Origin of the sequence: Enterococcus songbeiensis, assembly GCF_005405265.1 — a bacterium.
Lineage (GTDB): Bacteria > Bacillota > Bacilli > Lactobacillales > Enterococcaceae > Enterococcus_C > Enterococcus_C songbeiensis.
Genome location: NZ_BJDS01000019.1, coordinates 20,873 through 45,161, shown reverse-complemented (window position 1 = coordinate 45,161; position 24,289 = coordinate 20,873). Strand labels below are relative to the sequence as shown.

At 38.7% G+C, this 24,289-nt stretch carries 17 protein-coding genes, 1 CRISPR repeat array and 1 other annotated feature; of the genes, 13 read left to right on the top strand and 4 right to left on the bottom strand.

The window, feature by feature from the left end; all coding sequences use genetic code 11:
* Positions 1-229 precede the first annotated feature (229 nt).
* The 4 genes from cas9 to csn2 are packed head-to-tail and all read left to right on the top strand — an operon-like array spanning position 230 to position 6,094.
* Positions 230-4,237 carry a type II CRISPR RNA-guided endonuclease Cas9 gene (cas9, locus tag FFM66_RS09230; RefSeq protein ID WP_137605726.1) on the top strand — a complete coding sequence of 1,336 codons (4,008 nt, stop codon included), beginning with the start codon at positions 230-232 and terminating at the stop codon, positions 4,235-4,237.
* Complete coding sequence (gene cas1, locus FFM66_RS09225) at positions 4,238-5,104, top strand: type II CRISPR-associated endonuclease Cas1 (RefSeq protein WP_137605725.1); 867 nt, start codon at positions 4,238-4,240, stop codon at positions 5,102-5,104. It begins immediately after the preceding gene.
* Entirely contained in the window at positions 5,101-5,442 is a 342-nt protein-coding gene (gene cas2 / locus FFM66_RS09220) for a CRISPR-associated endonuclease Cas2 (RefSeq protein ID WP_048604710.1), read from the top strand. Before cas1 ends, cas2 begins: the two co-directional genes overlap by 4 nt.
* Entirely contained in the window at positions 5,432-6,094 is a 663-nt protein-coding gene (gene csn2 / locus FFM66_RS09215; RefSeq protein ID WP_137605724.1) for a type II-A CRISPR-associated protein Csn2, read from the top strand. The genes cas2 and csn2 overlap by 11 nt, the downstream gene beginning before the upstream one ends.
* A gap of 126 nt (positions 6,095-6,220) precedes the next feature.
* Positions 6,221-6,784: a CRISPR direct-repeat array (repeat unit 36 nt; unit sequence GTTTTAGAGCTATGCTGTTTTGAATGCTTCCAAAAC).
* A 59-nt stretch (positions 6,785-6,843) separates the two neighbouring features.
* On the opposite strand, the gene metF is transcribed toward csn2, so the two are convergent.
* Both metF and metE read right to left on the bottom strand, forming a co-directional pair.
* Positions 6,844-7,716: a methylenetetrahydrofolate reductase [NAD(P)H] gene (gene metF / locus FFM66_RS09210; protein WP_137605723.1), complete on the bottom strand. Its 873-nt coding sequence runs from the start codon at positions 7,714-7,716 to the stop codon at positions 6,844-6,846.
* Position 7,717: 1 nt separating this feature from the next.
* Entirely contained in the window at positions 7,718-9,967 is a 2,250-nt protein-coding gene (gene metE, locus FFM66_RS09205; RefSeq protein ID WP_137605722.1) for a 5-methyltetrahydropteroyltriglutamate--homocysteine S-methyltransferase, read from the bottom strand.
* Between the two features lie 137 nt (positions 9,968-10,104).
* Here metE and FFM66_RS09200 point away from each other — a divergent pair, with 137 nt between their 5' ends.
* The gene (locus tag FFM66_RS09200; RefSeq protein ID WP_137605721.1) at positions 10,105-11,025 is read left to right on the top strand and encodes a LysR family transcriptional regulator; all 921 of its coding nucleotides are present in this window, start codon (positions 10,105-10,107) and stop codon (positions 11,023-11,025) included.
* Between the two features lie 42 nt (positions 11,026-11,067).
* Here FFM66_RS09200 and FFM66_RS09195 read toward each other — a convergent pair whose 3' ends face one another.
* Complete coding sequence (locus tag FFM66_RS09195; protein ID WP_048604715.1) at positions 11,068-11,874, bottom strand: AraC family transcriptional regulator; 807 nt, start codon at positions 11,872-11,874, stop codon at positions 11,068-11,070.
* Positions 11,875-12,005: 131 nt separating this feature from the next.
* Here FFM66_RS09195 and FFM66_RS09190 point away from each other — a divergent pair, with 131 nt between their 5' ends.
* From FFM66_RS09190 to FFM66_RS09170, 5 genes are all read left to right on the top strand, one after another.
* Positions 12,006-14,006 carry a beta-galactosidase gene (locus FFM66_RS09190; RefSeq protein WP_137605720.1) on the top strand — a complete coding sequence of 667 codons (2,001 nt, stop codon included), beginning with the start codon at positions 12,006-12,008 and terminating at the stop codon, positions 14,004-14,006.
* Between the two features lie 109 nt (positions 14,007-14,115).
* Positions 14,116-14,352: a binding site (T-box leader), on the top strand.
* Between the two features lie 384 nt (positions 14,353-14,736).
* The gene (locus FFM66_RS09185) at positions 14,737-15,807 is read left to right on the top strand and encodes a methionine ABC transporter ATP-binding protein (protein WP_137605719.1); all 1,071 of its coding nucleotides are present in this window, start codon (positions 14,737-14,739) and stop codon (positions 15,805-15,807) included.
* Entirely contained in the window at positions 15,807-16,487 is a 681-nt protein-coding gene (locus FFM66_RS09180; protein ID WP_137605718.1) for a methionine ABC transporter permease, read from the top strand. The genes FFM66_RS09185 and FFM66_RS09180 overlap by 1 nt, the downstream gene beginning before the upstream one ends.
* A gap of 14 nt (positions 16,488-16,501) precedes the next feature.
* Positions 16,502-17,350 carry a MetQ/NlpA family ABC transporter substrate-binding protein gene (locus FFM66_RS09175; protein ID WP_137605717.1) on the top strand — a complete coding sequence of 283 codons (849 nt, stop codon included), beginning with the start codon at positions 16,502-16,504 and terminating at the stop codon, positions 17,348-17,350.
* 18 nt (positions 17,351-17,368) lie between these two features.
* Entirely contained in the window at positions 17,369-18,574 is a 1,206-nt protein-coding gene (locus FFM66_RS09170; RefSeq protein WP_137605716.1) for a M20 family metallopeptidase, read from the top strand.
* Positions 18,575-18,640: 66 nt separating this feature from the next.
* Here FFM66_RS09170 and FFM66_RS09165 read toward each other — a convergent pair whose 3' ends face one another.
* The gene (locus FFM66_RS09165; RefSeq protein ID WP_048604721.1) at positions 18,641-19,792 is read right to left on the bottom strand and encodes an ROK family transcriptional regulator; all 1,152 of its coding nucleotides are present in this window, start codon (positions 19,790-19,792) and stop codon (positions 18,641-18,643) included.
* A gap of 182 nt (positions 19,793-19,974) precedes the next feature.
* Here FFM66_RS09165 and xylA point away from each other — a divergent pair, with 182 nt between their 5' ends.
* The 3 genes from xylA to FFM66_RS09150 are packed head-to-tail and all read left to right on the top strand — an operon-like array spanning position 19,975 to position 24,237.
* Entirely contained in the window at positions 19,975-21,282 is a 1,308-nt protein-coding gene (xylA, locus tag FFM66_RS09160; protein ID WP_137605715.1) for a xylose isomerase, read from the top strand.
* Between the two features lie 12 nt (positions 21,283-21,294).
* The gene (locus FFM66_RS09155) at positions 21,295-22,902 is read left to right on the top strand and encodes a glycoside hydrolase family 43 protein (protein ID WP_137605714.1); all 1,608 of its coding nucleotides are present in this window, start codon (positions 21,295-21,297) and stop codon (positions 22,900-22,902) included.
* 15 nt (positions 22,903-22,917) lie between these two features.
* Positions 22,918-24,237: an ABC transporter substrate-binding protein gene (locus FFM66_RS09150; protein WP_137605713.1), complete on the top strand. Its 1,320-nt coding sequence runs from the start codon at positions 22,918-22,920 to the stop codon at positions 24,235-24,237.
* Positions 24,238-24,289: the final 52 nt, after the last annotated feature.

The following is a 24,289-nucleotide window of genomic DNA, read 5'->3' as shown; positions in this document are numbered from 1 at the left end:
GCGCCGAGAACAGCGCCACTTGAAAAGTTGATAACGGACAAAGCCTTATTTTAACTTGCTATGTTGTTTTGAAAACTTCCAACAAACTGATTATAGCAAATTAAAAAAAATATGCAATAAAAATCATCGTCTTTTTAACAAAAGATGCATAAACATGGTAATTAGGAATGAATCGTATTAATTAAGTTATCACAAAAAGAAAGCGGTAACATATATAGGAGGAAGAGAAGTGGGTAAAGAGTATACGATTGGATTAGATATCGGAACGAATAGCGTTGGCTGGGCGGTTCTTCAAGAGGATCTTGATTTAGTTAGACGAAAAATGAAGGTATATGGAAATACGGAGAAAAACTATTTAAAGAAAAATTTCTGGGGCGTTGACCTTTTTGATGAAGGGATGACTGCAAAGGATACGCGACTAAAAAGAACGACGCGTCGGCGTTATTTCAGACGGCGCCAGCGGATTAGTTACCTGCAAACATTTTTCCAAGAGGAAATGAATCGAATAGATCCTAATTTTTTTAATCGATTAGATGAAAGTTTTTTGATAGAGGAGGATAAACTAAGCGAACGTCATCCTATTTTTGGCACAATTGAAGAAGAAGTTGCCTATCATAAAAATTATGCGACGATTTATCATTTACGGAAAGAATTAGCAGACGCTGAGGAAAAAGCTGATTTACGGCTTGTTTATTTAGCATTGGCTCATATCATTAAATATCGGGGACATTTTTTGATTGAGGGACGATTAAGCACAGAAAATACCTCTACTGAAGAAACATTTAAAACATTCCTTCAGAAATACAATCAAACCTTTAATCTACAAGAGGATAAAAGTTTGATTAATCCGGTAGATGAAACAATCAGTATTGGTTCTATTTTTGCGGATAAAGTCTCTCGGGCTAAAAAGGCAGAAGGCGTGTTATCCTTATTTCCAGATGAAAAAAGGAATGGAACCTTCGATCAGTTTTTAAAAATGATTGTCGGAAATCAAGGGAATTTCAAAAAAACGTTTGAGCTTGAAGAGGATGCTAAATTACAATTTTCTAAAGAAGAATATGATGAATCCTTAGAAGCTCTTTTAGGCGAAATTGGCGATGAATACGCTGATGTTTTTGAAGCTGCAAAAAATGTCTATAATGCAGTAGAGTTATCAGGGATATTGACGGTAACGGATAATTCTACCAAGGCAAAATTATCTGCCAGCATGATAAAACGATACGAGGATCATAAAACTGATTTGAAATTATTCAAAGAATTTATTCGAAAAAATTTGCCAGAAAAATACCATGAAATTTTTAACGATAAGAATACGGATGGTTATGCAGGGTATATTGACAATAGCAAGAAAACGTCACAAGAAAAGTTTTACAAATATACCACGAATTTGATTGAAAAAATAGATGGAGCAGAATATTTTCTTAAAAAAATTGAAAATGAGGATTTTTTGAGAAAGCAACGGACTTTTGATAATGGGATTATCCCGCACCAGATTCATTTGGAAGAACTAAAAGCCATTTTGCATCATCAAGCAATGTATTATCCTTTTTTACAAGAAAAATTCTCAAATTTTGTAGATTTACTGACATTTAGAATTCCTTACTATGTGGGACCATTAGCCAACGGCAACAGTAGATTTTCCTGGTTATCAAGAAAATCAGACGAACCAATCAGACCTTGGAACTTGGCAGAAGTTGTTGATTTAAGTAAATCGGCAGAATTATTTATTGAACGTATGACTAACTTTGATTTGTATTTACCATCAGAGAAGGTCTTGCCAAAGCACAGCATGCTCTACGAAAAATATACTGTTTATAATGAATTGACGAAAGTAACGTATAAGGATGAACAAGGGGAGGTACAGAATTTTTCAAGTGAGGAAAAAGAAAGAATTTTCATCGATTTATTCAAGCAGCACCGGAAAGTAACCAAAAAAGATTTAAGCAATTTTTTGCGCAATGAATATAATCTTGATGACGTAATAATTGATGGGATAGAAAATAAATTTAATGCAAGTTTTAACACATATCATGATTTTCTCAAGCTAAAGATTGATCCTAAAGTACTTGATGATCCAGCAAACGAACCGATGTTTGAAGAAATTGTAAAGATATTGACGATTTTTGAGGATCGAAAAATGCTTCGAGAACAGTTGAGTAAATTTTCGGATCGTTTAAGTGAAAAAACGATAAAAGATTTGGAACGGAGGCACTATACTGGCTGGGGACGTCTATCAGCAAAACTTATTAACGGTATCCATGATAAACAATCAAATAAGACTATTCTAGATTATTTAATCAATGATGATGCACCGAAAAAAAATATTAATCGGAACTTCATGCAGTTGATTAATGATAATCGCTTGACTTTCAAAGAAGAAATAGAAAAAGAACAATTAAAAGCTAATTCAGAGGAGAGCTTAATTGAAATTGTTCAGAATCTTGCCGGGAGTCCAGCAATCAAAAAGGGAATTTTTCAAAGTCTGAAAATCGTGGATGAACTGGTAGAAATCATGGGCTATGCCCCAACGAATATCGTAGTGGAGATGGCACGTGAAAATCAAACGACTGCTAACGGTAGAAGAAATTCTCGCCCACGATTAAAAAATTTAGAAAAAGCAATGGACGATCTAGGCGGTAAAACTTTAAAAGAACATCCAGTCGACAATAAAGCACTGCAAAAAGATCGGCTGTATCTGTATTATTTACAAAATGGAAAAGATATGTATACAAATGAAGAGTTGGACATTCACAAGCTTTCTACCTATGATATCGATCATATTATTCCGCAAAGTTTTATTGTAGATAATTCTTTGGATAATCGTGTGCTAGTTAGTCTCTCTAAGAACAGAGGGAAATTAGATAATGTTCCTAGTAAGGAAGTTGTTAAGAAAATGAGAGCTCTCTGGGAAAGCCTCTATCGTTCTGGCTTAATTAGTAAGAAAAAATTCGATAATTTGGTAAAAGCAGAAAGTGGTGGGCTTTCGGAGGATGATAAAGCAGGATTCATTCATCGTCAGTTGGTGGAGACACGCCAAATTACCAAAAATGTTGCACGGATTTTGCATCAGCGCTTTAATTCTGAAAAAGATGATGAAGGTAATCTGATTCGTAAAGTAAGAATTATCACCCTGAAATCTGCTCTAACAAGCCAATTTCGAGAAAGTTTTGGTATATATAAAGTTCGAGATATCAACGATTACCATCATGCACACGATGCCTATTTGAATGGGGTAGTGGCAACTGCATTGCTTAAAATCTATCCACAACTCGAACCTGAATTCGTTTATGGGGAATTCCACCGATTCAATGCCTTTAAGGAGAATAGAGCGACTGCTAAGAAGCATCTTTACTCAAATCTGATGAACTTCTCAAAACCACTTAAAGATGAAGTTAAGACTAATTGGGAACAAAAATATATTGGTAAAGTTAAGAAAGTAATGAATTATCGGCAGATGAATATTGTGAAGAAAGTGGAGATACAAAAAGGTGGTTTTTCAAAAGAATCTATTTTACCAAAAGGAGATTCTGACAAACTTATTTCACGAAAAAAAGAATGGGATACTACAAAGTATGGTGGTTTTGATAGCCCTAATGTTGCTTATTCGGTGGTCATTCGTTATGAAAAAGGCAAGACTCGGAAACTTGTAAAAACAATTGTCGGAATTACTATTATGGAACGAGCAGCTTTTGAAAAGAATGAACGTGAATTTTTGAAAAATAAAGGATATCAAAATCCTCAAATTTGCATGAAATTACCTAAATATTCTTTGTATGAATTTGATGATGGCCGCCGTCGACTACTTGCTAGTGCAAAAGAGGCACAAAAAGGAAATCAAATGGTTTTACCTGCCCATCTAGTTACTCTTTTATATCATGCCAAGCATTGCAATGAGAAACCGGATAGTTTGAAGTATGTTACAGAACATCAAAGCGGATTCTCAGAGATAATGGTGCATGTAAAAGATTTTGCTGAGAAATATACTCTTGTTGATAAAAATTTGGAAAAGATCCTCAGTTTGTATGCTAAAAATATGGATTCGGAAGTCAAAGAGATCGCTCAATCATTTGTTGATCTGATGCAATTGAATGCTTTTGGAGCCCCAGCAGACTTTAAGTTTTTCGGGGAGACAATTCCCCGTAAACGCTATACAAGTGTAAATGAACTATTAGAAGCAACGATTATCAATCAATCTATTACCGGTTTATACGAAACTCGGAGGAGACTAGGTGACTAAATGGGATGGCGGACGGTTGTTATTAATACACATTCAAAACTATCTTACAAAAATAACCATCTGATTTTTAAATCTTCTGATCAACACGAGATGATTCATTTGTCAGAAATAGATGTGCTTTTACTAGAAACAACGGATATTACACTAACAACGATGCTTATCAAACGATTGGTGGATGAAAACATTCTTGTCCTTTTTTGCGATGATAAGCGCTTGCCCATTGGAAAATTGTTTCCTTTTTATGGTCGTCACGATAGTAGTCTGCAATTACCTCGGCAGATTTCCTGGTCTATGGATCGGAAATCTGTCGTTTGGACAGAAATTATCTCACAAAAAATTTTGAATCAAAGTCAGTTTTTGAAGTATCAAGGATATGATGAAAAATCGAAAGCATTACTAAAATTACACGAAACTTTAGAGATCTTTGATCCAAGTAATCGAGAAGGACATGCTGCTCGAATTTATTTTAATACACTATTTGGAAATGAGTTCACTCGAGAAACGGACAATGCAATCAATGCAGGACTAAATTATGGATATACGCTTTTAATGAGTATATTTGCTCGCGAAATCGTTAAATCAGGTTGTATGACACAGTTCGGCTTGAAACATGCTAATCAATTCAATGATTTCAATTTGGCAAGTGATTTGATGGAGCCTTTTCGTCTGCTTGTGGATCAGATTGTTTATGTTAATCGCAACAATCCGTTTGTAACGATCAAGCGTGCTCTTTTTGACTTATTTACGGCAACATATACTTACAATAACAAAGAAATGTACCTAACAAATATTGCCAGTGATTATACGAAAAAAGTGGTGAAAGTTTTGAATGAAGAAACGGAAAGGATTCCAGAATTCAGGATATGAGTTATCGATATATGAGACTAATCTTAATGTTTGATATGCCAACAGAAACAGCGGATGAAAGAAAAGCCTATCGCCGTTTTCGGAAATTCTTACTGAGCGAAGGGTTCATTATGCATCAGTTTTCTGTTTACAGTAAAATTCTTCTGAATGGTACAGCAAATAAAGCGATGGTTGCCCGTCTGAAACAAAATAATCCTAAAAAAGGGTTGATTACGGTACTAACAGTAACAGAAAAACAGTTTTCTAGAATGCTTTATCTAAGTGGAGAACAAGAGAAATCCGTAGGGAATTCAGATACTAGAATTGTTTTTTTAGGAGAAAGTTATGATGAAAGTTAATTTTACACTATTAGATAATCCCATAGAACTGACAGGATCTACTTATTTTGTCGTAGAGGATGTACAAGTTTTTTCTCATTTGATCAAACTTTTCTATCAGTATGATGGTGAAAGTGATTTGAAATTATTTGATGAAAAGCAGCGTACAGTTAAACCAAGTGAGTTGATGATTATCACGGATATATTGGGCTATGATATTAATTCAGCCGCCACGTTGAAATTAATTTATTCAGATTTAGAGGATCAGCTAAATGAAAAACCAGAAGTAAAATCGATGATCAATAAATTGACCGCCACTATCAGTGAATTAATTGGTTATGAGTTGCTGGAGCATGATCTTGATTTAGAAGAGGACGAGATTACAGTGCTGGAACTATTCAAAGCACTAGGTATTCGTATTGAAACAATCAGCGATACGATATTTGAAAAACTCATTGAGATTATTCAGATTTTCAAGTATCTTTCTAAGAAAAAATTATTGGTCTTGATTAATGTCTGTTCGTATCTTACTGAAAAAGAGAGAGCAGAATTAAATAATTATATCTCGTTGTATAATGCAGAAGTTTTATTTTTAGAGCCAAGGGAAATAAGGGGACTACCTCAATATATTTTAGATGAGGATTATTTTTTGCATATCGAAAACATGGTATAATGAAAGTGTGTTCTTTGAAAATAAAATACTGATTAAACATTGATATAGAAGCATTCAGAACTGAAGTCTTGCTATGGACGAGTAGTGCGATTACGAAATTTTTCAGAAGCAAAAAACTTCTGCGAGGTTTTAGAGCTATGCTGTTTTGAATGCTTCCAAAACTCGTTTTGCTTATGCTGATGTATTAGTGGAGTTTTAGAGCTATGCTGTTTTGAATGCTTCCAAAACGAAATCCCCAAAGTATACAATCGGCGTATCGTTTTAGAGCTATGCTGTTTTGAATGCTTCCAAAACCGATTTTATCTGACATTACCCAACCCGGTAGTTTTAGAGCTATGCTGTTTTGAATGCTTCCAAAACTTCTGCATCGGCTTCTCGATCAAAAATATAGTTTTAGAGCTATGCTGTTTTGAATGCTTCCAAAACAATAGCAACTTCAGAAAGGAGCGTTTTCGAGTTTTAGAGCTATGCTGTTTTGAATGCTTCCAAAACTAACAAGTCAAGCGTTGGATATATGCTTGAGTTTTAGAGCTATGCTGTTTTGAATGCTTCCAAAACTTTGGATTGGTGGTGAAAGAAAATTTATAAGTTTTAGAGCTATGCTGTTTTGAATGCTTCCAAAACTTTAAAATCTTCAAGATAAAGAGAATAATCGTTTTAGAGCTATGCTGTTTTGAATGCTCCCAACCCAAAAACCGACCATTTCCCCTTATCCTTTTTCAGGTAAGAGCAGATGGTCGGTTTGCATTTTACACCCCAACTCCCTGAAACAACGACCGAGTTGCTTGATAAATTGAGCGGGCGGTATCCGCATTGTTCATCGTATACAGGTGGATTCCTGCGGCATTTTGAGTGACTAAATCAATAATTTGATCGATGGCATATGCGATGCCAGCATCTCGTAATGCAAGGGGATTGTGTTCATATTTTTCTAATATGGCCAAAAATTTTCGAGGCAATTTGGCTTCGCTGGTTTTGATCAGACGCAAGGCTTGGTTGCGGTTGATAATAGGCATGACTCCGGCGATAATCGGCACATCGATATCTGCTAAATCACAATGTTCTTGGAAGCGATAAAAAAGTTCGTTGTCAAAAAAAAGCTGAGTAATCAGTTGGTTGCATCCGGCTTCCGTTTTCTTTTTTAGATTTTTAACATCTGCCACTCGACTAGCAGAATCTGGATGGATTTCCGGATAACAAGCACCGCTGATTTCAAATTGCGGGGCTTGTTTTTTTATATATGCGATTAAATCGCTGGCAAAATGAAAATCAGTTTTTGGTGGCATGTCAGGAAAGATATCTCCTCGCAGAGCCAACAGTCGCCGAACGCCTAAGAGTTGCAACTTTTCTAAAATCACATCCACCTGCTCCTTGGATAAATAGGCAGCCGGTAGATGTGCAATTGTTGGGATATCCAGCTGATTCGTAATGTAGCCGGCCAACTTGAGGGTAGTGGTTTCGATATTTTTTTGATTGTTGCTACAGGTTACACTGATGAAATCCGGTGCGAGATCCTGTAACTGATTCAAAGTATCAAAAATTTTCTCCGTGCCGGTTTGGGTATTTGGCGGAAAAACTTCAAAGGAAAAGGAGGGGCCACCTCCGTTCTGCTCTTGACTCATATTAAAGCTCCTCTCGCACAAGTTTTGCAGCTGCGGTCAAATTCGTCAAACTTTCACGGGTTTCAGGAATGCCCCGAGTTTTTAAGCCACAGTCTGGGTTGATCCAAAGTTTTTCTTTTGGTACTTTAGCTAAAATTGCATGGATTGTTTGCAGAATTTCATCTGTGGAAGGAACCCGTGGAGAATGGATGTCGTAAACACCTGGTCCCACTTGCGTTTGAAAGTTTTGTGCGTTCAATTCATCTAAAATAGATAAGTTTGAGCGGGAAGCTTCAAAAGAAATCACATCGGCATCCATTTGGTCAATTGCCGGAATAATATCCGTAAATTCGCTATAACACATATGAGTATGGATTTGCGTGGTGGGCTGCACTTGACTATGAACCAAACGAAAGGCAGGGATTGCCCAATCCAGATATTCAGAATACCAGTCGGTTTTTCGTAAAGGCAATTTTTCTCGAAGTGCTGCTTCATCAATCTGAATTACTCGGATACCGTTGGCTTCAAGGTCTAAGACTTCTTCTTGGATTGCCAGTGCGATTTGCAAAGTAGACTCTTTTAATGAAATATCTTCTCGTGGAAAAGACCAGTTCAAAATCGTAACGGGTCCTGTCAGCATACCTTTGACAATTTTGGTCGTTTGTTTTTGGGCATAGGTGGACCATTTTACCGTGATCGGGTTTTCCCGCACAACATCTCCCCAGATAATCGGAGGTTTCACACCACGGGTTCCATAGGATTGGACCCAACCATTTTGGCTAAAGAGGTAGCCGGAAAGATTCTGTCCAAAATATTCCACCATGTCATTTCGTTCAAATTCTCCGTGAACTAAAACGTCTAAACCAATCGATTCCTGCCAGTTCAACCAGTCATCGATTTGTGTTGCCAGAAAATGGTCGTAGTCTGTATCTGAGATTTCGTGACGGTTGTATTTTGCCCGAGTTTGTTTGACTTCTCGTGTTTGTGGGAAGGACCCAATCGTTGTTGTTGGCAGTAGAGGCAAATCAAAAACGGCTTTTTGTAGCTGTTCACGATCAGAGAAAGCTGGTTGACGGGTGAAATCAGCAGCAGATAAAGCAGCAATTTTCTCTGCTAGCTTATGATTTTTGTTGGTTCGATTTTTAGCAAAAAGTTGCTGATTTTCAGCAAGTAGTGCAGTTTCTTTGTTGAAAAAAATCGCAGCCAATTCCGTTAATTCCGTTAACTTTTCCTTTGCAAAAGCAAAGTGGTCAAGAATTGTGGTCGGAAATGTTTCATTTTCTGTAGAAAAAGGCACGTGTAACAACGAGCACGAGGTTGTTAGAACCACATTTTCAGCAGGCAGTTTCTGTAAAAGTGCCAGTGTTTTTTCGTAGTGATTCCGCCAAATATTTTTTCCATTGACAATACCGGCAAATAAGATTTTTTCGGCAGGAAATCCGTTGGCAACCAGTTCTAAATTTTTGATTCCTTCCACAAAATCCAAACCGATTCCATCAAAATCAAGCTGAACCAACGAGGAATAAACATCCCGAACATCACCGAAATAGGTTTGAGCCAAAATCTTCAGGCCATTTTTTTGTTGCAACAAAGGAACATAGAGGGCTTGGAATAACGCCCACTCTTCAGAAGAAATGTCTTTGACTAAAGCCGGTTCGTCCAATTGCAGCCAACCGGCCCCCAGATTCGCTAATGTTGCAAAAATTTCCTGATAGGCAGCAATCAAAGACGGCACAAAATCTTCCGGTTGGGTTTCGGGTGCAAAATCACTGATCTGTAGCAAAGTGAAAGGCCCCAAAAGAACAGGACGTGTGTGAATACCCAGTTCTTTTGCTTCTAGGAATTCATCAAAAATTTTCTTGCCGACTACGCTGATTTCTGTGTTTTTTTCAAATTTAGGAACGATGTAATGGTAGTTGGTATTGAACCATTTTTTCATCGGCCAAGCTTTGATATCGCCTTTTTCTCCTTGATATCCCCGAGCCAGTGCAAAATATTTATCAAGCCCTGACAAATCGATGTGTTGAATTTCTTCAGGTAAAATATTTAGCAAAAAAGCCGTGTCCAAGGTCGTATCATAAAAAGAGAAATCATTGCTGGGTACGCTGTCGACCCCGCTGGCATGGACCAGTTTCCAATGTTTTTCCCGTAAAGCAGCGGCACTGGTTTGTAATTCTTCTTCTGAAAGTTCCGAACGAAAATATTTTTCTGTTTGAAATTTTAATTCACGGTGTTCCCCAATCCGCGGGAATCCGATGATGGTTGTTGTCATAAAAAAGCCCCCTTTTGTTGTTAGTGACTAAACTATCACTTTTTACTTTTTATGGATAACTGAAAAAACTAATCATTGGTTATAGTTTTAAACTATAACTTGGTGTAAACTATAGAAAAATTGCAGGAGGTCACAGCATGCGAATTCAACAGCTAGCTTATTTAGAAAAAATCGTTGCCCGAGGCTCCATCAATGAAGCGGCAAAAGAATTGTATTTAACACAACCCAGCTTATCCAATGCCGTAAAAGAATTGGAAAATGAGATGGGCATTCAACTGCTTTTGCGAAATAAAATGGGGGTTACTCTGACGGATGAGGGACGAGAATTTATGATCTATGCCCGGCAGATTCTGGATCAGGTAAATCTTATGGAGGAAAAATATAAGCAGAAAACGCCGCGAAAACAAGCCTTTTCTGTTTCAGCTCAGCACTATGCTTTTGTGGTGCATGCTTTTGTGGAATTGATTCGGCAGGTTAATACAGAGGAGTATCAGTTTACGTTACGGGAAACAGAAACTCAGAATATTTTAGACGATTTGACCAGTTTTAAAAGTGAAATCGGTATTTTGTACCTCAATACTTTTAATCGGCAGGTGATGCAAAAGCTCTTTAAAGAAAAAAATCTGGAATTTACCCCGCTATTTACGGCATTGCCCCATGTATTTGTCAGTCGGGAAAATCCTCTGACTCAAAAAAAATCGGTCAATTTGACCGATTTAGAAGAGTATCCCTATCTTTCTTACGAGCAAGGGGAGGTTAATTCTTTTTACTTTGCTGAGGAAATTCTCAGTACGCTGGACCACAAGATGAACATTAAAGTCAGTGATCGGGCGACGATTTTTAATTTGATGGTGGGGTTGAACGGCTATACGATCAGTTCCGGGATTATCAGCAGTGAGTTAAACGATGACAAAATCGTCGCAATCCCTTTGGAAGTCGATGACTCCATCACGATTGGCTGGCTAAAGCATCGTCAATTAGAACTCAGCCCGATTGCGCAAGATTATTTGCAGCGTTTGGAGGAACATATTCGCGGGTATGGTTTTTCCATCGAATAACTAAGCAAGGAACTGCCTTTAATGGGGGAGTTCCTTGCTTAGTTATTGTTGATAGAAGCGACGAAAATTTTTAGGAGTCATTTGTTCACTGCGTTTAAAGGCGGCGATAAAATAGCTGACATCATTGAAGCCCACACGCTCGCTGATTTCCTGGATCGGCAGCAAGGCATCGTTTGCCAACAGTTCCTTTGCTTTTCGTAAACGCAACTCCAATAAATATTGATAAGGAGAAAGTTGATACGTTTCTTTAAATAATTTTGATAAATATTGCGGACTATACCCCACTAGCTTAGCTAAATCCTCATTGCGAATAGTCTCAGCGAAATGATCGTTCATATACTGGACCACCGGCTGGATTAATTCGCCGTATTTATTTCCGCGGGTTTGGTTTGCCGTGACTTCTTTGATCAGCATCAAAAAAGAATAAATCATTCCGGAGGTTTTTAATGGAGCTGCGGGATCATCCACATCAATTTCTTTTGCCAGATGTTCGATAAAATGATTCAATTCCGGCAATGGCTCATTGAGCAGAAGGTAGTCACCGATTCCCAGCAGTGTCAAAATTTCTGCTGCCAATGCACCGCCAAAGGTAAAATAGGCAGTCAACCATTTTTCGGTTGTCGGCACATACGTATGGGGGACCGACCGATTGATTAAGATACTCTTATTTTTTTCTAAAATAAAACTTTTTCCGTCAACACTCACCTCTCCAGCGCCTTCTTGAGTATGGAGCCAATGAATATACGGATATCCTTGTGGACGGGTGATTGGGTCTTGATCCCATTGAATTCCGACACTATCGACAAACAACGGAAGACCGGAATCTTTTCGACTAAAAGTATAACGCATGGTACCACCTGCTTTAGTTTCATATTTTTATAGAATTGAAGATGATTCTATGATTATTTTACCATTTTACCGTGATAGAATGAAGACAAAAGAAAAGGCTTTCTATTTTCACTTTGAAGGAGGAAAAAGTAATGGCATTTTTTAAAAACATGTTATTTGGCGGAGACTACAATCCAGAGCAATGGCCGGAAGAAATCTGGGTGGAGGACATGCGCATCCTGAATTTAGCAAAAATCAACTCGGCAACAATTAACGTTTTTTCATGGGCACAATTACAGCCTGATGAAGAAACCTATGATTTTTCTACACTGGATAAAATTGTTGAAATGCTTACCAAGCACAAGTATCAAATCGTTTTGGCAACTTCTACAGCGGCACTGCCTGCATGGATGAGTCGTCGCTACCCGGATGTTAATCGGACGGACTTTGAAGGACGTGCCCACAAGTTTGGTCAACGGCACAATGCCTGTCCTAACAGCCCAACCTTCCGAAAATTCAGTGCCAAGCTGGCGGGAAAATTAGGCGAACGCTACGGCCATTTGGAAAATGTAGTTTGTTGGCATATTTCGAATGAGTATGGTGGCAACTGCTATTGCGAAAATTGTGCCAAAGAATTTCGTGTTTGGCTGAAGAAAAAATACCATACAATCGAGGCATTAAATAAAGCTTGGAATATGGCATTTTGGGGACACACACTTTACTCATGGGAAGATGTCGTGGTTCCTAACGCACTAGGCGATGCAATCGGTACAGAAAAAACTGCTTTTGCCGGGCTTTCTATCGATTACCGGCGCTTTATGTCGGATTCAATTTTACGAAATTTTACCGATGAAAAAGCGGCAATTAAACAACACGATCCTAAAACAGCAATTACGACCAACTTGATGGGAACCTTTAAAGATTTGGATTACTTCAAATGGGCAAAGGAAATGGATATTGTTTCCTGGGACAACTACCCAAGTTACGATACCCCAATCAGTTTGACAGCAATGCGCCATGATTTGATGCGGGGACTAAAAGACGGTCAATCCTTTATGTTGATGGAACAAACACCAAGTCAACAAAATTGGCAGCCTTATAATTCCTTAAAACGTCCGGGACAAATGAAAAATATGAGTTACCAAGCGGTAGCTCACGGGGCAGATACGATTCAATTCTTCCAGTTGCGGCGATCCGTGGGGGCGTGCGAAAAATTTCACGGAGCTGTGATTGAACATGTCGGTAACGAACATACCCGTGTGTTTCGAGAAACTGCTGAGTTAGGGCAGGAATTGGAAAAATTAGGGGATACATTACTAGATGCTGTGACACCGGCAAAAGTGGGAATTATTTTTGACTGGTCGAATTACTGGGGGCTAGAATACACCAGTGGTCCCACGATCGAGCTACAATATGTCGATCAGATTCATCATTACTACCAAGAATTATTTGCCCGCAACATTGATGTTGACATGGTTTCCATCAATGGCGATTTTGAAAAATATGATTTATTAATCGCTCCTTGTCTGTATATGATCAATCAGGAACAAGCACAAAAAATCGATGCTTATGTCAATAACGGTGGACATTTTGTAACGACAATGATGAGTGGTTTAGTCGATGAAACCGATAATGTGCATCTTGGCGGATATCCGGGACCGTTAAAAGAAACTTTAGGTATTTGGGTAGAAGAATTTGATGCTTTGCCACCAGAAAAGACGACTCAGGTTGTTTTCAATGATGGCACTGTTAGCGATTGTCGGATGCTGTGTGACATTATTCATCCTAATACAGCAGAAGTGTTGGCAAATTACGGTAAAGGAGAATTCTATGCTGACACCCCCGTAATCACCCGTAATCAAAAGGGGTCCGGTATGGCCTATTATGTGGGAACGATGCTGTCTGAAACTGGAATGAAACGATTATTTGATGAACTATTAAAAGAGTTGCCGATTGAAACATTTGATTTACCAGAAGGAATTGAATGGAAGACCCGAGTAAAAGAAAATCAGACCTATCATTTTCTGCTGAATCATAAAAACGAACCTGTTACAGTAACCGTACCAACTGCCGGTAAAGAGTTGCTGACGGAAACAGCCCTTAGCGGCACCATTGAGTTAGCACCCTTTGATGTAAAAATCATTGCCGAATAAAAACAAGACACTCTTTTTTTCAGAGAAGATTTTCTGGCATTTCAAAAAAAATTCAGAAAAAGAGTTGACATCGATTGAAAACTACTGTAAATTAACGTCAATAAGAAATTTGTTCCCGATGAAAAGGAAAGTAAGCTTGGACGCGTTGAAGAGAGACGTTGGTTGGTGTGAAACGTCAGGTCGAAAAAGCTGAACATGGCCTTGGAGGGTAGAGTGTCGATAAGTAGGCAGTCTCGGAGGTTTCACCGTTAAAAGAAACGCCGATCTCTTTGAAAGAAAAGAAGTCGGGTCAAGGGAAGAAGTATCTTCCGAACAAAAGGTGGTAACACGATTATTCGTCCTTTTACTGGTAAAGACCGGTAAAAGGGCTTTTTTTTATATCCTTCATCACGAAGAAATGATAAGTACAAAAAGAAACTTTTCAACAGAGAGCTTCGAACGCTGAGAAGAAGCAAAAGGACATTTTTGGAAAATGGTCATGGAGTGAATCATCCCGAGCAGAGAATGTGAGACGATGACGGCTGCGCCCGATACAGCGCTAGAGTATGTTTGTACTCGAAGAGGAGCTGTATGTGAATGCAGGTCAAAATGAGGTGGTAACACGCAAAAAAGCGTCCTCAAGTCAGTGATTTTTTCGCTGATTTGAGGATGCTTTTTTTTGTTGGGAGGAATGACAGACATGAAACGAATGTGTTGCCTCTAGAAAAAATATGGAATCGGAGGAGAAAAAATGATTGAACTAAAAAATATTACTGTCACTTTTCAACAAAAGGGTGAACAGATTCAAGCAGTAAAAGATGTGGACGTTAAAATCGATAAAGGTGATGTCTATGGTATCGTTGGTTATTCCGGCGCTGGAAAAAGTACCTTGGTGCGGGTAATCAATTTATTGCAACGACCAACCAATGGGGAGGTAATCATTAATGGTACCAACTTAACAGAATTATCTGCCAAACAACTGCGGGAAAAACGCAAGGCAATCGGCATGATTTTTCAACATTTCAATTTGATGAACAGTCGCACAATTTTTGATAACGTTGATTTTTCTTTAAAATATTCTGGAAAATCGAAACAGGAACGTCATCAAAAAGTTGCGGAGCTATTGGAGCTGGTGGGGTTGTCGGATAAAACTCTGGCGTATCCCAACCAGTTATCCGGGGGGCAAAAACAACGGGTCGCCATTGCCCGGGCATTGGCCAATGATCCAGAGATTTTACTTTGTGATGAAGCCACCAGCGCGCTGGACCCTAAAACCACGCTGCAAATTTTGGCGCTCTTAAAGGAATTGAATCAACGTCTTGGGTTGACAATTGTTTTGATTACTCATGAAATGCAAGTGGTCAAGGAAATTTGTAATAAAGTAGCGGTGATGGAAGAGGGCGAAATTATTGAACAAGGTAACAGCATCCAAATTTTCAGCCGGCCGCAAAAAGCGCTGACCCGTGAATTCATTCGAACAGCAACTCATATCGATCAGGCACTGGAAACGATTCTGGGAAATCCTAAGTTTGCCTCGTTGAATGAAAATGAATGGCTGGTGGAACTCGCTTATGTTGGCGATCAAACCAATGAACCGCTGATTGCTCAACTTTACAGCCGCTACCAAGTAACGACGAATATTTTATATGGCAACGTAGAGATTTTACAAAATGTTCCATTAGGCAGTTTGATTGTCACACTGGCTGGCGAAAGCACACAGCGGCGACAAGCATTGAATTATTTGAAAAAACAAGGAGTTTACACGAATATTTTGAAGCAACCAGAAGAACAACTAATCGCAGTTGAAGGAGGGTACCACTGATGGAAACGATTCTTGAAAAATATTTTCCCAATGTCATTGGCATCACCGATGAATTTATTGAAGCCACGAAACAAACGCTCTTCATGTCTGTTTGGACCGCTTTGATTGCCGGCGTTTTCGGTATCTTGTTGGGAGTGATTTTAGTTGTTACCCGACCAAAGGGAATTCTGCAAAATCGTCCGGTATACGAAATTTTAGATAAAGCAATCAATATCGTTCGATCGATTCCCTTTATTATTTTGCTGTCACTGTTGGCATTGACCACGCGATTTATTGTCGGCACTACGATTGGGGAAAAAGCGGCGCTAGTGCCACTGATTGTTGGCGTAGTTCCTTTCTTCGCCCGACAAATCGAAAATGCCTTATTGGAAGTTGATCCTGGGGTGATTGAAGCCGCCCAAGCGATGGGAACCAGTCCGGCGGGAATTATTTTCCGGGTTTATTTAATCGAAGGACTGCCGGGAATCGTCCGGGTTTCTGCTTTGACAATCATTAATGTTATCGGGTTGACTACTATGGCTGGGGCAGTTGGTGCCGGCGGGTTAGGCAATCTGGCAATTTCAAGAGGCTATAATCGTTTTCAAACGGATGTCACCATCGTTGCTACGCTCTTGATTTTAATTCTCGTTTTTATTAGTCAATTTGTAAGTAATCGTATCATAAAAAAAATCAGTCATTAATTGGAGGAAGTAAAATGAAAAAATATCTTAAAATCGCTTTAGCAGCGGCAGCATTCTTGGTGGTAGCCGCAGGATGCAGTAATCAGGGGAAAGCCTCAGAAGCTTCAGATAAAAACAAAGAAACAACCGTGAAATTAGGAGTGATCGGTGCCGATACCGATGTTTGGGATGATGTGAAAGATCGATTGAAAGAAGAAGGTATCAACTTGGAATATGTGAAATTCACAGATTACAATCAACCAAATGCTGCCTTGGCAGACGGATCCATTGATTTGAATTCTTTTCAACATCAATTCTTTTTAGATAATTACAATGAAGAACATGGCACGGATTTGGTTTCCATCGGGAATACCGTTAATGCGCCATTAGGTATTTATTCTGAAAAAATCAAAGATGTTAAAGAGTTGAAAGAGGGGGCAAAAGTTGCGATTCCGAATGATGTTACAAATGGGGGGCGAGCATTATTGTTGCTGCAAACAGCGGGTTTGATTACTGTTGATCCGGCAAAAGCGCAAGCACCGACCGTTTCGGATATCACGGAAAATAAATTGAATCTTGATATTTCTGAATTAGATGCCGCCCAAACTGCCCGTGCGTTGTCAGATGTGGATATTTCTGTGATCAACAGTGGTGTAGCAGTGGATGCCGGATTTACACCGACGGAAGATGCGATTTTCTTGGAACCAGTGGATGACAATTCAAAACCGTATGTGAACATTATCGTTGCCCGCAAGGAAGAGAAAGACAACGAAGTGTACCAAAAAGTCGTTGATGCGTACCAAACAAAAGAAACCGAAAAAGTGATTGAAGAAACATCAAAAGGCTCCAGTATCCCAGCTTGGGAAACCTTTGGCCGTAAATAAAAATTGGAGGAATTTATTATGACAACTACAACTATTGAAGCAACTATCAAAGAATTTATTGATCAACGTTTACCAGAATATCAAGCACTTGCTTTAGATATTCACGACCATCCGGAAGTCAGCAATTATGAATTCTATTCCTCGGATGCCTTAATCCAACAATTGGAAAAAGAAGGCTTTACGGTCACTAAAGAGGTTGCCGGTCATCGTACCGGATTTGACGCCCGCTATGTTTCTGCAAAAGAAGGTCCTACGCTTGCATTTCTTGCAGAATTTGATGCCTTACCGGGAATCGGTCATGCCTGTGGACACAATTTATTTGGAACCTACTCTGTTTTAGCAGCCAGTGGATTGAAGCAAGTCATTGATGAAATCGGTGGTGAGATTCGAGTGTATGGTACACCGGGAGAAGAAGGCGGGGAAAACGGCTCAGCAAAGGGCAGCTTTGTGCGAGAAGGTTTTTTCAATGATGTCGATGCAGCTCTTTGCATTCATCCGGCCTATCGTTACAGCAAAACCACGAAATCTTTGGCAAATGATCCGGTAGATATCAAATTCTATGGCAAAGCTTCCCATGCAGCGGCAGCACCTGAAAAAGGAATCAATGCGCTGGAAGCCTTGCTTCAAGTATTCAACGGAATCAATGGGTTGCGCCTGCATCTGCCAAAAGACGTCAATATCCATGGAATTATCACGGATGGCGGAGTCGCAGCCAATGTCGTTCCCGAATATGCTGCGGGACGTTTTTATCTACGGGCGGCAAATCGCAAAACCTTGGATGAAGTGTACCAAAAGGTAGAGAACATTGTAAAAGGGGCGGCATTGGCAACGGGAACTTCTTATGAATTTGGTCTATTTCAAAATGCAGTAGATGATGTGATCGTCACACCGTTATTTGATGAAGTCTTTTTCAATCATGCACAAGCAGCCGGCGTCCCATCGGATGAAATCGATACTTCTGAACGAGCAAGTTTAGGTTCTTCTGATGTTGGGAACGTCAGTCAGGTTATCCCAACCATCCAACCGACTGTTTCCATTTCAGACGACTATATTGCAGGGCATTCTGAAGAGTTCAAAGCCGCAGCCCGCAGTGAAAAAGGTTTGGCGTCGATTGCGATTGCAGCTGAATTATTGGCAAATACAGCGCTTGATCTTTTGCAAGACCCAGAACTTTTGGCAGCAATCAAAGCCCAACACAAAGAAAGTTTAGCAAAAGGAAATTAACTATAAAAAAATGAAACAACCTCCAATTGTTTGGTCAAAAATCTAACAATTGGAGGTTGTTTTAGGTTAAATCAACTTCAGTTTCTGGATATTTAAAAAATTTTGGGCCGAGACAGCAAAGGCACCATATAGAGTCGCTTTGTCTTCCAACAAGGTATTTCGAATAATCACAGATTCTGAAAAACGGCTTTTTAATTCTTCGGTAACTAAATTTACCATTTGAGGAATTCGCCGATAAAGAGAGCTGTTGATTACAACGATTTCGGGGTCGTACATCATGATAATATTATTAATACCGACACTCAAAAGGGCGGCATTTTGCTGGATTGCCGCCAATGCCTCGGCATCTTGTTTTTCTACATAACGTAATAGAATTTCTGAATTCACGTAATCCAGATTTTTCAGTTTGCCAAATTGATCGTAGGTAACTTTGTTGGAAGCATACTGTTCCAAACAACCGTGATTGCCACAAGGACATTCCCGCCCGTTAGGATAAAGAATGGAATGACCAATTTCACCGGCTTGTCCGTGTTTTCCTTGCTGCAATTTCCCGCTGGTGACGATTCCCGCACCAATCCCGCTATGGACACTGATACTCACTAGATTTTGGTATTGAGAGGTAAAAGTGTATTCTCCCAATGCTGCCAAATTTGCTTCATTTTGAATAAAAATAGGGAAGTCATAGTTTTTTTGCAGCTCTTCGATAAACGTACTTTGATCCAAATCATAGTAGGGTGTAAAAATAATTTTTTCTTGCTTCACCAATCCATGAATAGCCGCAGTCAGACCGACGATTCCATGGGGAGTAGGGGGCTGAATCTCGATAAAATGATCAATGATCTGCTTCATTTCATTAAAAATCGTTGCCGCTGTAACTGTTATCCGGCGTTTAGAAATGGTATCGACAACCGTGCCGTCAATAAACGCCAACATTCCTTCAATGTAATTATAGCCAAGGTCAAAGGCGATGACCAAGGAAGATTTTCGATTAAAAGTCAGCATGATGGGTTTCCGACCACCTACATTTGAGGCATCACCCACCCGTGTTTCGAAAATTAATTGATCGTCTAATAATTTTTTGGTGATAGCAGAAACCGAGGCTTTGTTCAAACCGGTTTGTTGGGCGACTTCTGCTCGAGAAATTTCTTTTTTCCTAATGATGGTATTGAGAATATTCGCTTCATTGTGCTCACGAATGGTGTATTTTGTTGAAATCATAATAACCCTCCAATAGTAAAGGACATCGTAAAAAAAAATGATTGCCTAATTATGTATAGTTTATCAAAATATTTTTTTGAAAGCGCTTGACAAACATTTTTGTTTCGTTTAATATTCTTCTTGTAAGTTAGTTTATCGTACTAACAAACTAAAGGCAAGAAAAATTTAAGGAGGAAACAGACATGAGTTATTTTCCAAATGTAGAAAAAATCCAATATGAGGGTGTTAAAACCAAAAATCCATTCGCCTTCCGACATTACAATCCTGACGAAATCGTGATGGGGAAAACCATGAAAGAACAACTGCGTTTTGCGGTGGCTTATTGGCATACCATGACCCAAGATGGTTCTGATCCATTCGGCAGTCCAGTCAATCAACGGACATGGTTTGGTGAAACACCGATGGAAACAGCAAAAAATCGGGTAGAAGCTTTCTTTGAAATTTTGACAAAATTAAATGTGGAATATTTCTGTTTCCATGATATTGATATTGCACCAGAAGGAGATTCTTTGGAAGAATTTTTCCAAAATATTGATGAAATTACCGATTTAATCAAAGAAAAAATGGAACAAACCGGAACGAAATTGCTTTGGAATACAGCAAATATGTTTTCTCATCCACGTTTTGTCAATGGGGCAGCGTCTTCAAACAACGCAGAAGTTTTTGCCTATGCAGCAGCACAAGTCAAAAAAGGCTTGGACATCAGTAAAAAACTTGGCGGACAAAATTATGTTTTCTGGGGCGGCCGTGAAGGATATGAATCTTTATTAAATACCGATATGAAATTTGAACAAGACAACATTGCACGTCTATTCAAAATGGCGATTGCTTATGGTGAAAAAATCGGTCATAAACCTCAATTTTTACTAGAACCAAAACCAATGGAACCAAGCAAACACCAATACGATTTTGATGCTGCGACAACGATGGCATTCATTCAAAAATACGGCTTGGAAAATGATTTCAAATTAAATCTCGAAGCCAATCATGCAACCTTAGCAGGTCATACTTTTGAACATGAGTTGAATGTAGCCCGCTGTTATGATGCGTTAGGTTCTATCGATGCTAACCAAGGAGACGTGCTATTAGGATGGGATACTGATGAATTTCCAACAAATATTTACGACACCACTTTGGCTATGTATGAAATTTTAGAAAATGGTGGCATCGCACCTGGCGGGATCAATTTCGATTCAAAAGTTCGCCGTACGTCATTTGAAATGGATGATTTGTTTTTAGCACATATCGCAGGTATGGATACTTTTGCTCGTGGACTAAAAGCAGCAGCAGCTCTGAAAGAAGAACGATTCTTCGATGAAATCAAGGGAAAACGCTATGCTAGCTACCAAGAAGGCATCGGCGCCAAAATCGTCGCTAATGAAGAAAACTTGGAATCTTTGACAGAATATGCACTGGAACATGATGATATCATGAATGAATCCAACCATTTAGAATATGTGAAATCACGGTTGAATGATTATTTGGTATAGGAGGAGTTGTAAATGATTACAAATCCAATATTAACTGGCTTCAATCCAGACCCAAGTATCTGCAGAGTAGAGGAGGATTATTATATTGCAACTTCAACCTTTGAGTGGTTTCCTGGTGTAATGATTTATCACTCAAAGGATTTAAAAAATTGGAAGCTAGTAAGTACTCCAGTTAATCGAGTAAGCCAGTTAAATATGCTTGGTAACCCTGATTCTGGAGGAGTCTGGGCGCCAGATTTAAGTTATCATGATGGAAAATTCTGGCTAATTTATTCAGATGTTAAAGAAGTCCAAGGAAATAATTGGAAAGATGTTTCTAACTATTTGATTACTTGTGAAACAATCGATGGGGACTGGTCAGAACCAATCTATATGAATGGTTCTGGGTTTGATCCATCATTGTTCCATGATGAAGATGGTAAAAAGTATTTTGTTAATATGGTTTGGGATTACCGAGTATACCATCATAGTTTTTATGGAATCGTATTACAGGAATATGATCATGAGCAAAAGAAACTGGTTGGTGAAGCGAAGGTTATTTTTAAAGGAACCGACCGTAAATTAACAGAGGCTCCGCACCTCTATAAGATTGATAACTATTATTATCTTTTAACTGCGGAAGGAGGAACGAAATACGAACATGCTTCAACAATTGCTCGATCTAAATCTATTGTTGGTCCGTTTGAAGTTCATCCAGAAAATCCACTGATTTCTTCTTGGGGATATCCACATCTTAATTTGCAGAAAGCTGGTCATGGATCAATTGTTCATACCCATACAGATGAATGGTATTTTGTTCATTTAACAGGGCGACCTTTGAAACGCCCGGAAACTCCTCTTCTTGAAAACAGAGGATATTGCCCACTGGGTCGTGAAACTGCAATTCAAAAAATGTTCTGGAAAGATGAGTGGCCTTATATTGTAGGAGGGAATTTTCCGCAAGACGAAGTTGAGTCACCAAACATTTCGGAGGTGAAGTGGCCTGAAGAAGCAAGTAGGATAGATTTTAATGAGGAAAAATTACCGTTAGATTTTCAAACATTACGGATACCTTTTAGTGAAGAAATAGGTAGTTTGACAGAAAGAAGCGGATTTTTACGATTATATGGTAGAGAATCGTTTAATTCCCTATTTTATAAGTCATTGGTGGCGCGACGGTGGCAACATTTTTCTTTTGAAGCCGTTACAAAAGTTGAGTTTTCTCCGACATCTTTTTTGCAACTTGCTGGAATGACTAATTATTATAATACTAAAAATTGGTCATCTATCCATATTACCCATCACGAAGAATACGGAAGAATTATTGACATTATGGATAGTGATAACGGACGAATTACGATGCCTCTTTATAAGAAGGAAATTGTGATTCCCGAAAATGTTAACGCTGTCTTTTTTAAAACTATCGTGAATTTCAACACCTATCAATATGCATACTCATTTGATGAAAAGGAATGGGTAGTGATTGATTATCTATTTGATAGTCTCAAATTATCCGATGATTATGTAGTAGAAACACAAGAAGGTTTCTTTACAGGAGCTTTCATTGGAATGTTCGCAATCGATACATCCGGATTTAGGGCAGTTGCTGATTTTGATTTCTTTGAATATAAAGAAAAATAAAAGGGGGATTTTTTCATGAAAAGCTGGAAAAGAATGGGCGTTGGCTTTGGAGTTATTGCAGCAAGTATGTTGTTACTGTCGGGATGTGGTTCAAGTGGGAAAAATAGTGCAGCAGATGAAAGTGATAGTGGTGGAAAAAAAGAATTAGTTGTTTGGACATTTACTGATGAATTATCCAAAATGATTAATGATTATTATAAACCAGCCCATAAGGATTTGGGATATGAAGTGAAGGTAGTTGAAATACCATCTGATCAATTTGAAACAAAATTAGATCCTGTGTTAGGAACAAAAGATGCACCTGATGTGATTGCACTTGAATCTGCATTCGTTAAAAAATATGTTGAATCTGGTTTAATGGCAGACATTGGCGAACTCGGATTAGATGAGGCAGCGAAAGACACTTACCAGTTTGTTAAGGATGTAGGAACCGATAAAGATGGAGTTCTGCATGCATTAGCGTGGCAAGCAGCGCCTGGAGGATTTTATTATCGTGATTCGTTAGCTAAAAGTTTATTAGATATTCAGGATGTAGCTGCGGCACAAGAGGCAATGTCTGATTATGACAAATTCTATGATGTTGCAAAGCAGATCAAAGAAAAAAGTAACGGTGAAGTTTATATGATATCTAGTGTTCAAGATCTGGCTAAACCCTTCTTCGGTCAACGTGAACACGGTTGGGTTGAAGATGAAAAACTTGTGATTGACGATAAGCTATATGAATTATTAGATATTTCTAAAAAATTCGTAAGTGAAAAATTAACTCAAGATACAGAAGGACAATCTGAAGCTTGGTTTGCTGGAATGAATGGAGATGCTACATTTGGTTACAGTTTGCCAACATGGGGGCTTCACTATTGGTTGAAACCTAACGCAACTTCAGCAGATAAGTCTAAGACGACAGAAGGTGACTGGCGAATGATCCAAGGCCCTTCTTCATGGTTCTGGGGAGGTACTTGGGTTGGTGCAACAGAAACTTCAACAATGAAGGAAGAAGCTGCAGATTTGATTGGTTATATCACAACGGATTCAGAGTTCTTAAAAAAATGGGCAGAAGATACAGGTGACTTTGTTTCAAATGAAAAAGTTGTGGAAGAAATAAAAGGAAATTATAGTGAGGAATTTTTAGGCGGACAAAATCACTATAATGAATTTTCTTCAATGGTAAAAGATATTAATGCAAAGATTCTAACAGAATATGATCAAACAATTGAACGTCTTTTCATTGACAATTGCTTAACACCATTCTCTAAGGGAGAAATGGATCAAAAAGAAGCAATTCAAAGCTTTAAAGATTCTGTTCAAAATGCATATCCTGATGTTCAAGTTGACTAACAAAATGAAAAAAGGGTTGGCATCGGTCAACCCTTTTCTTTTAAAAGGGAGG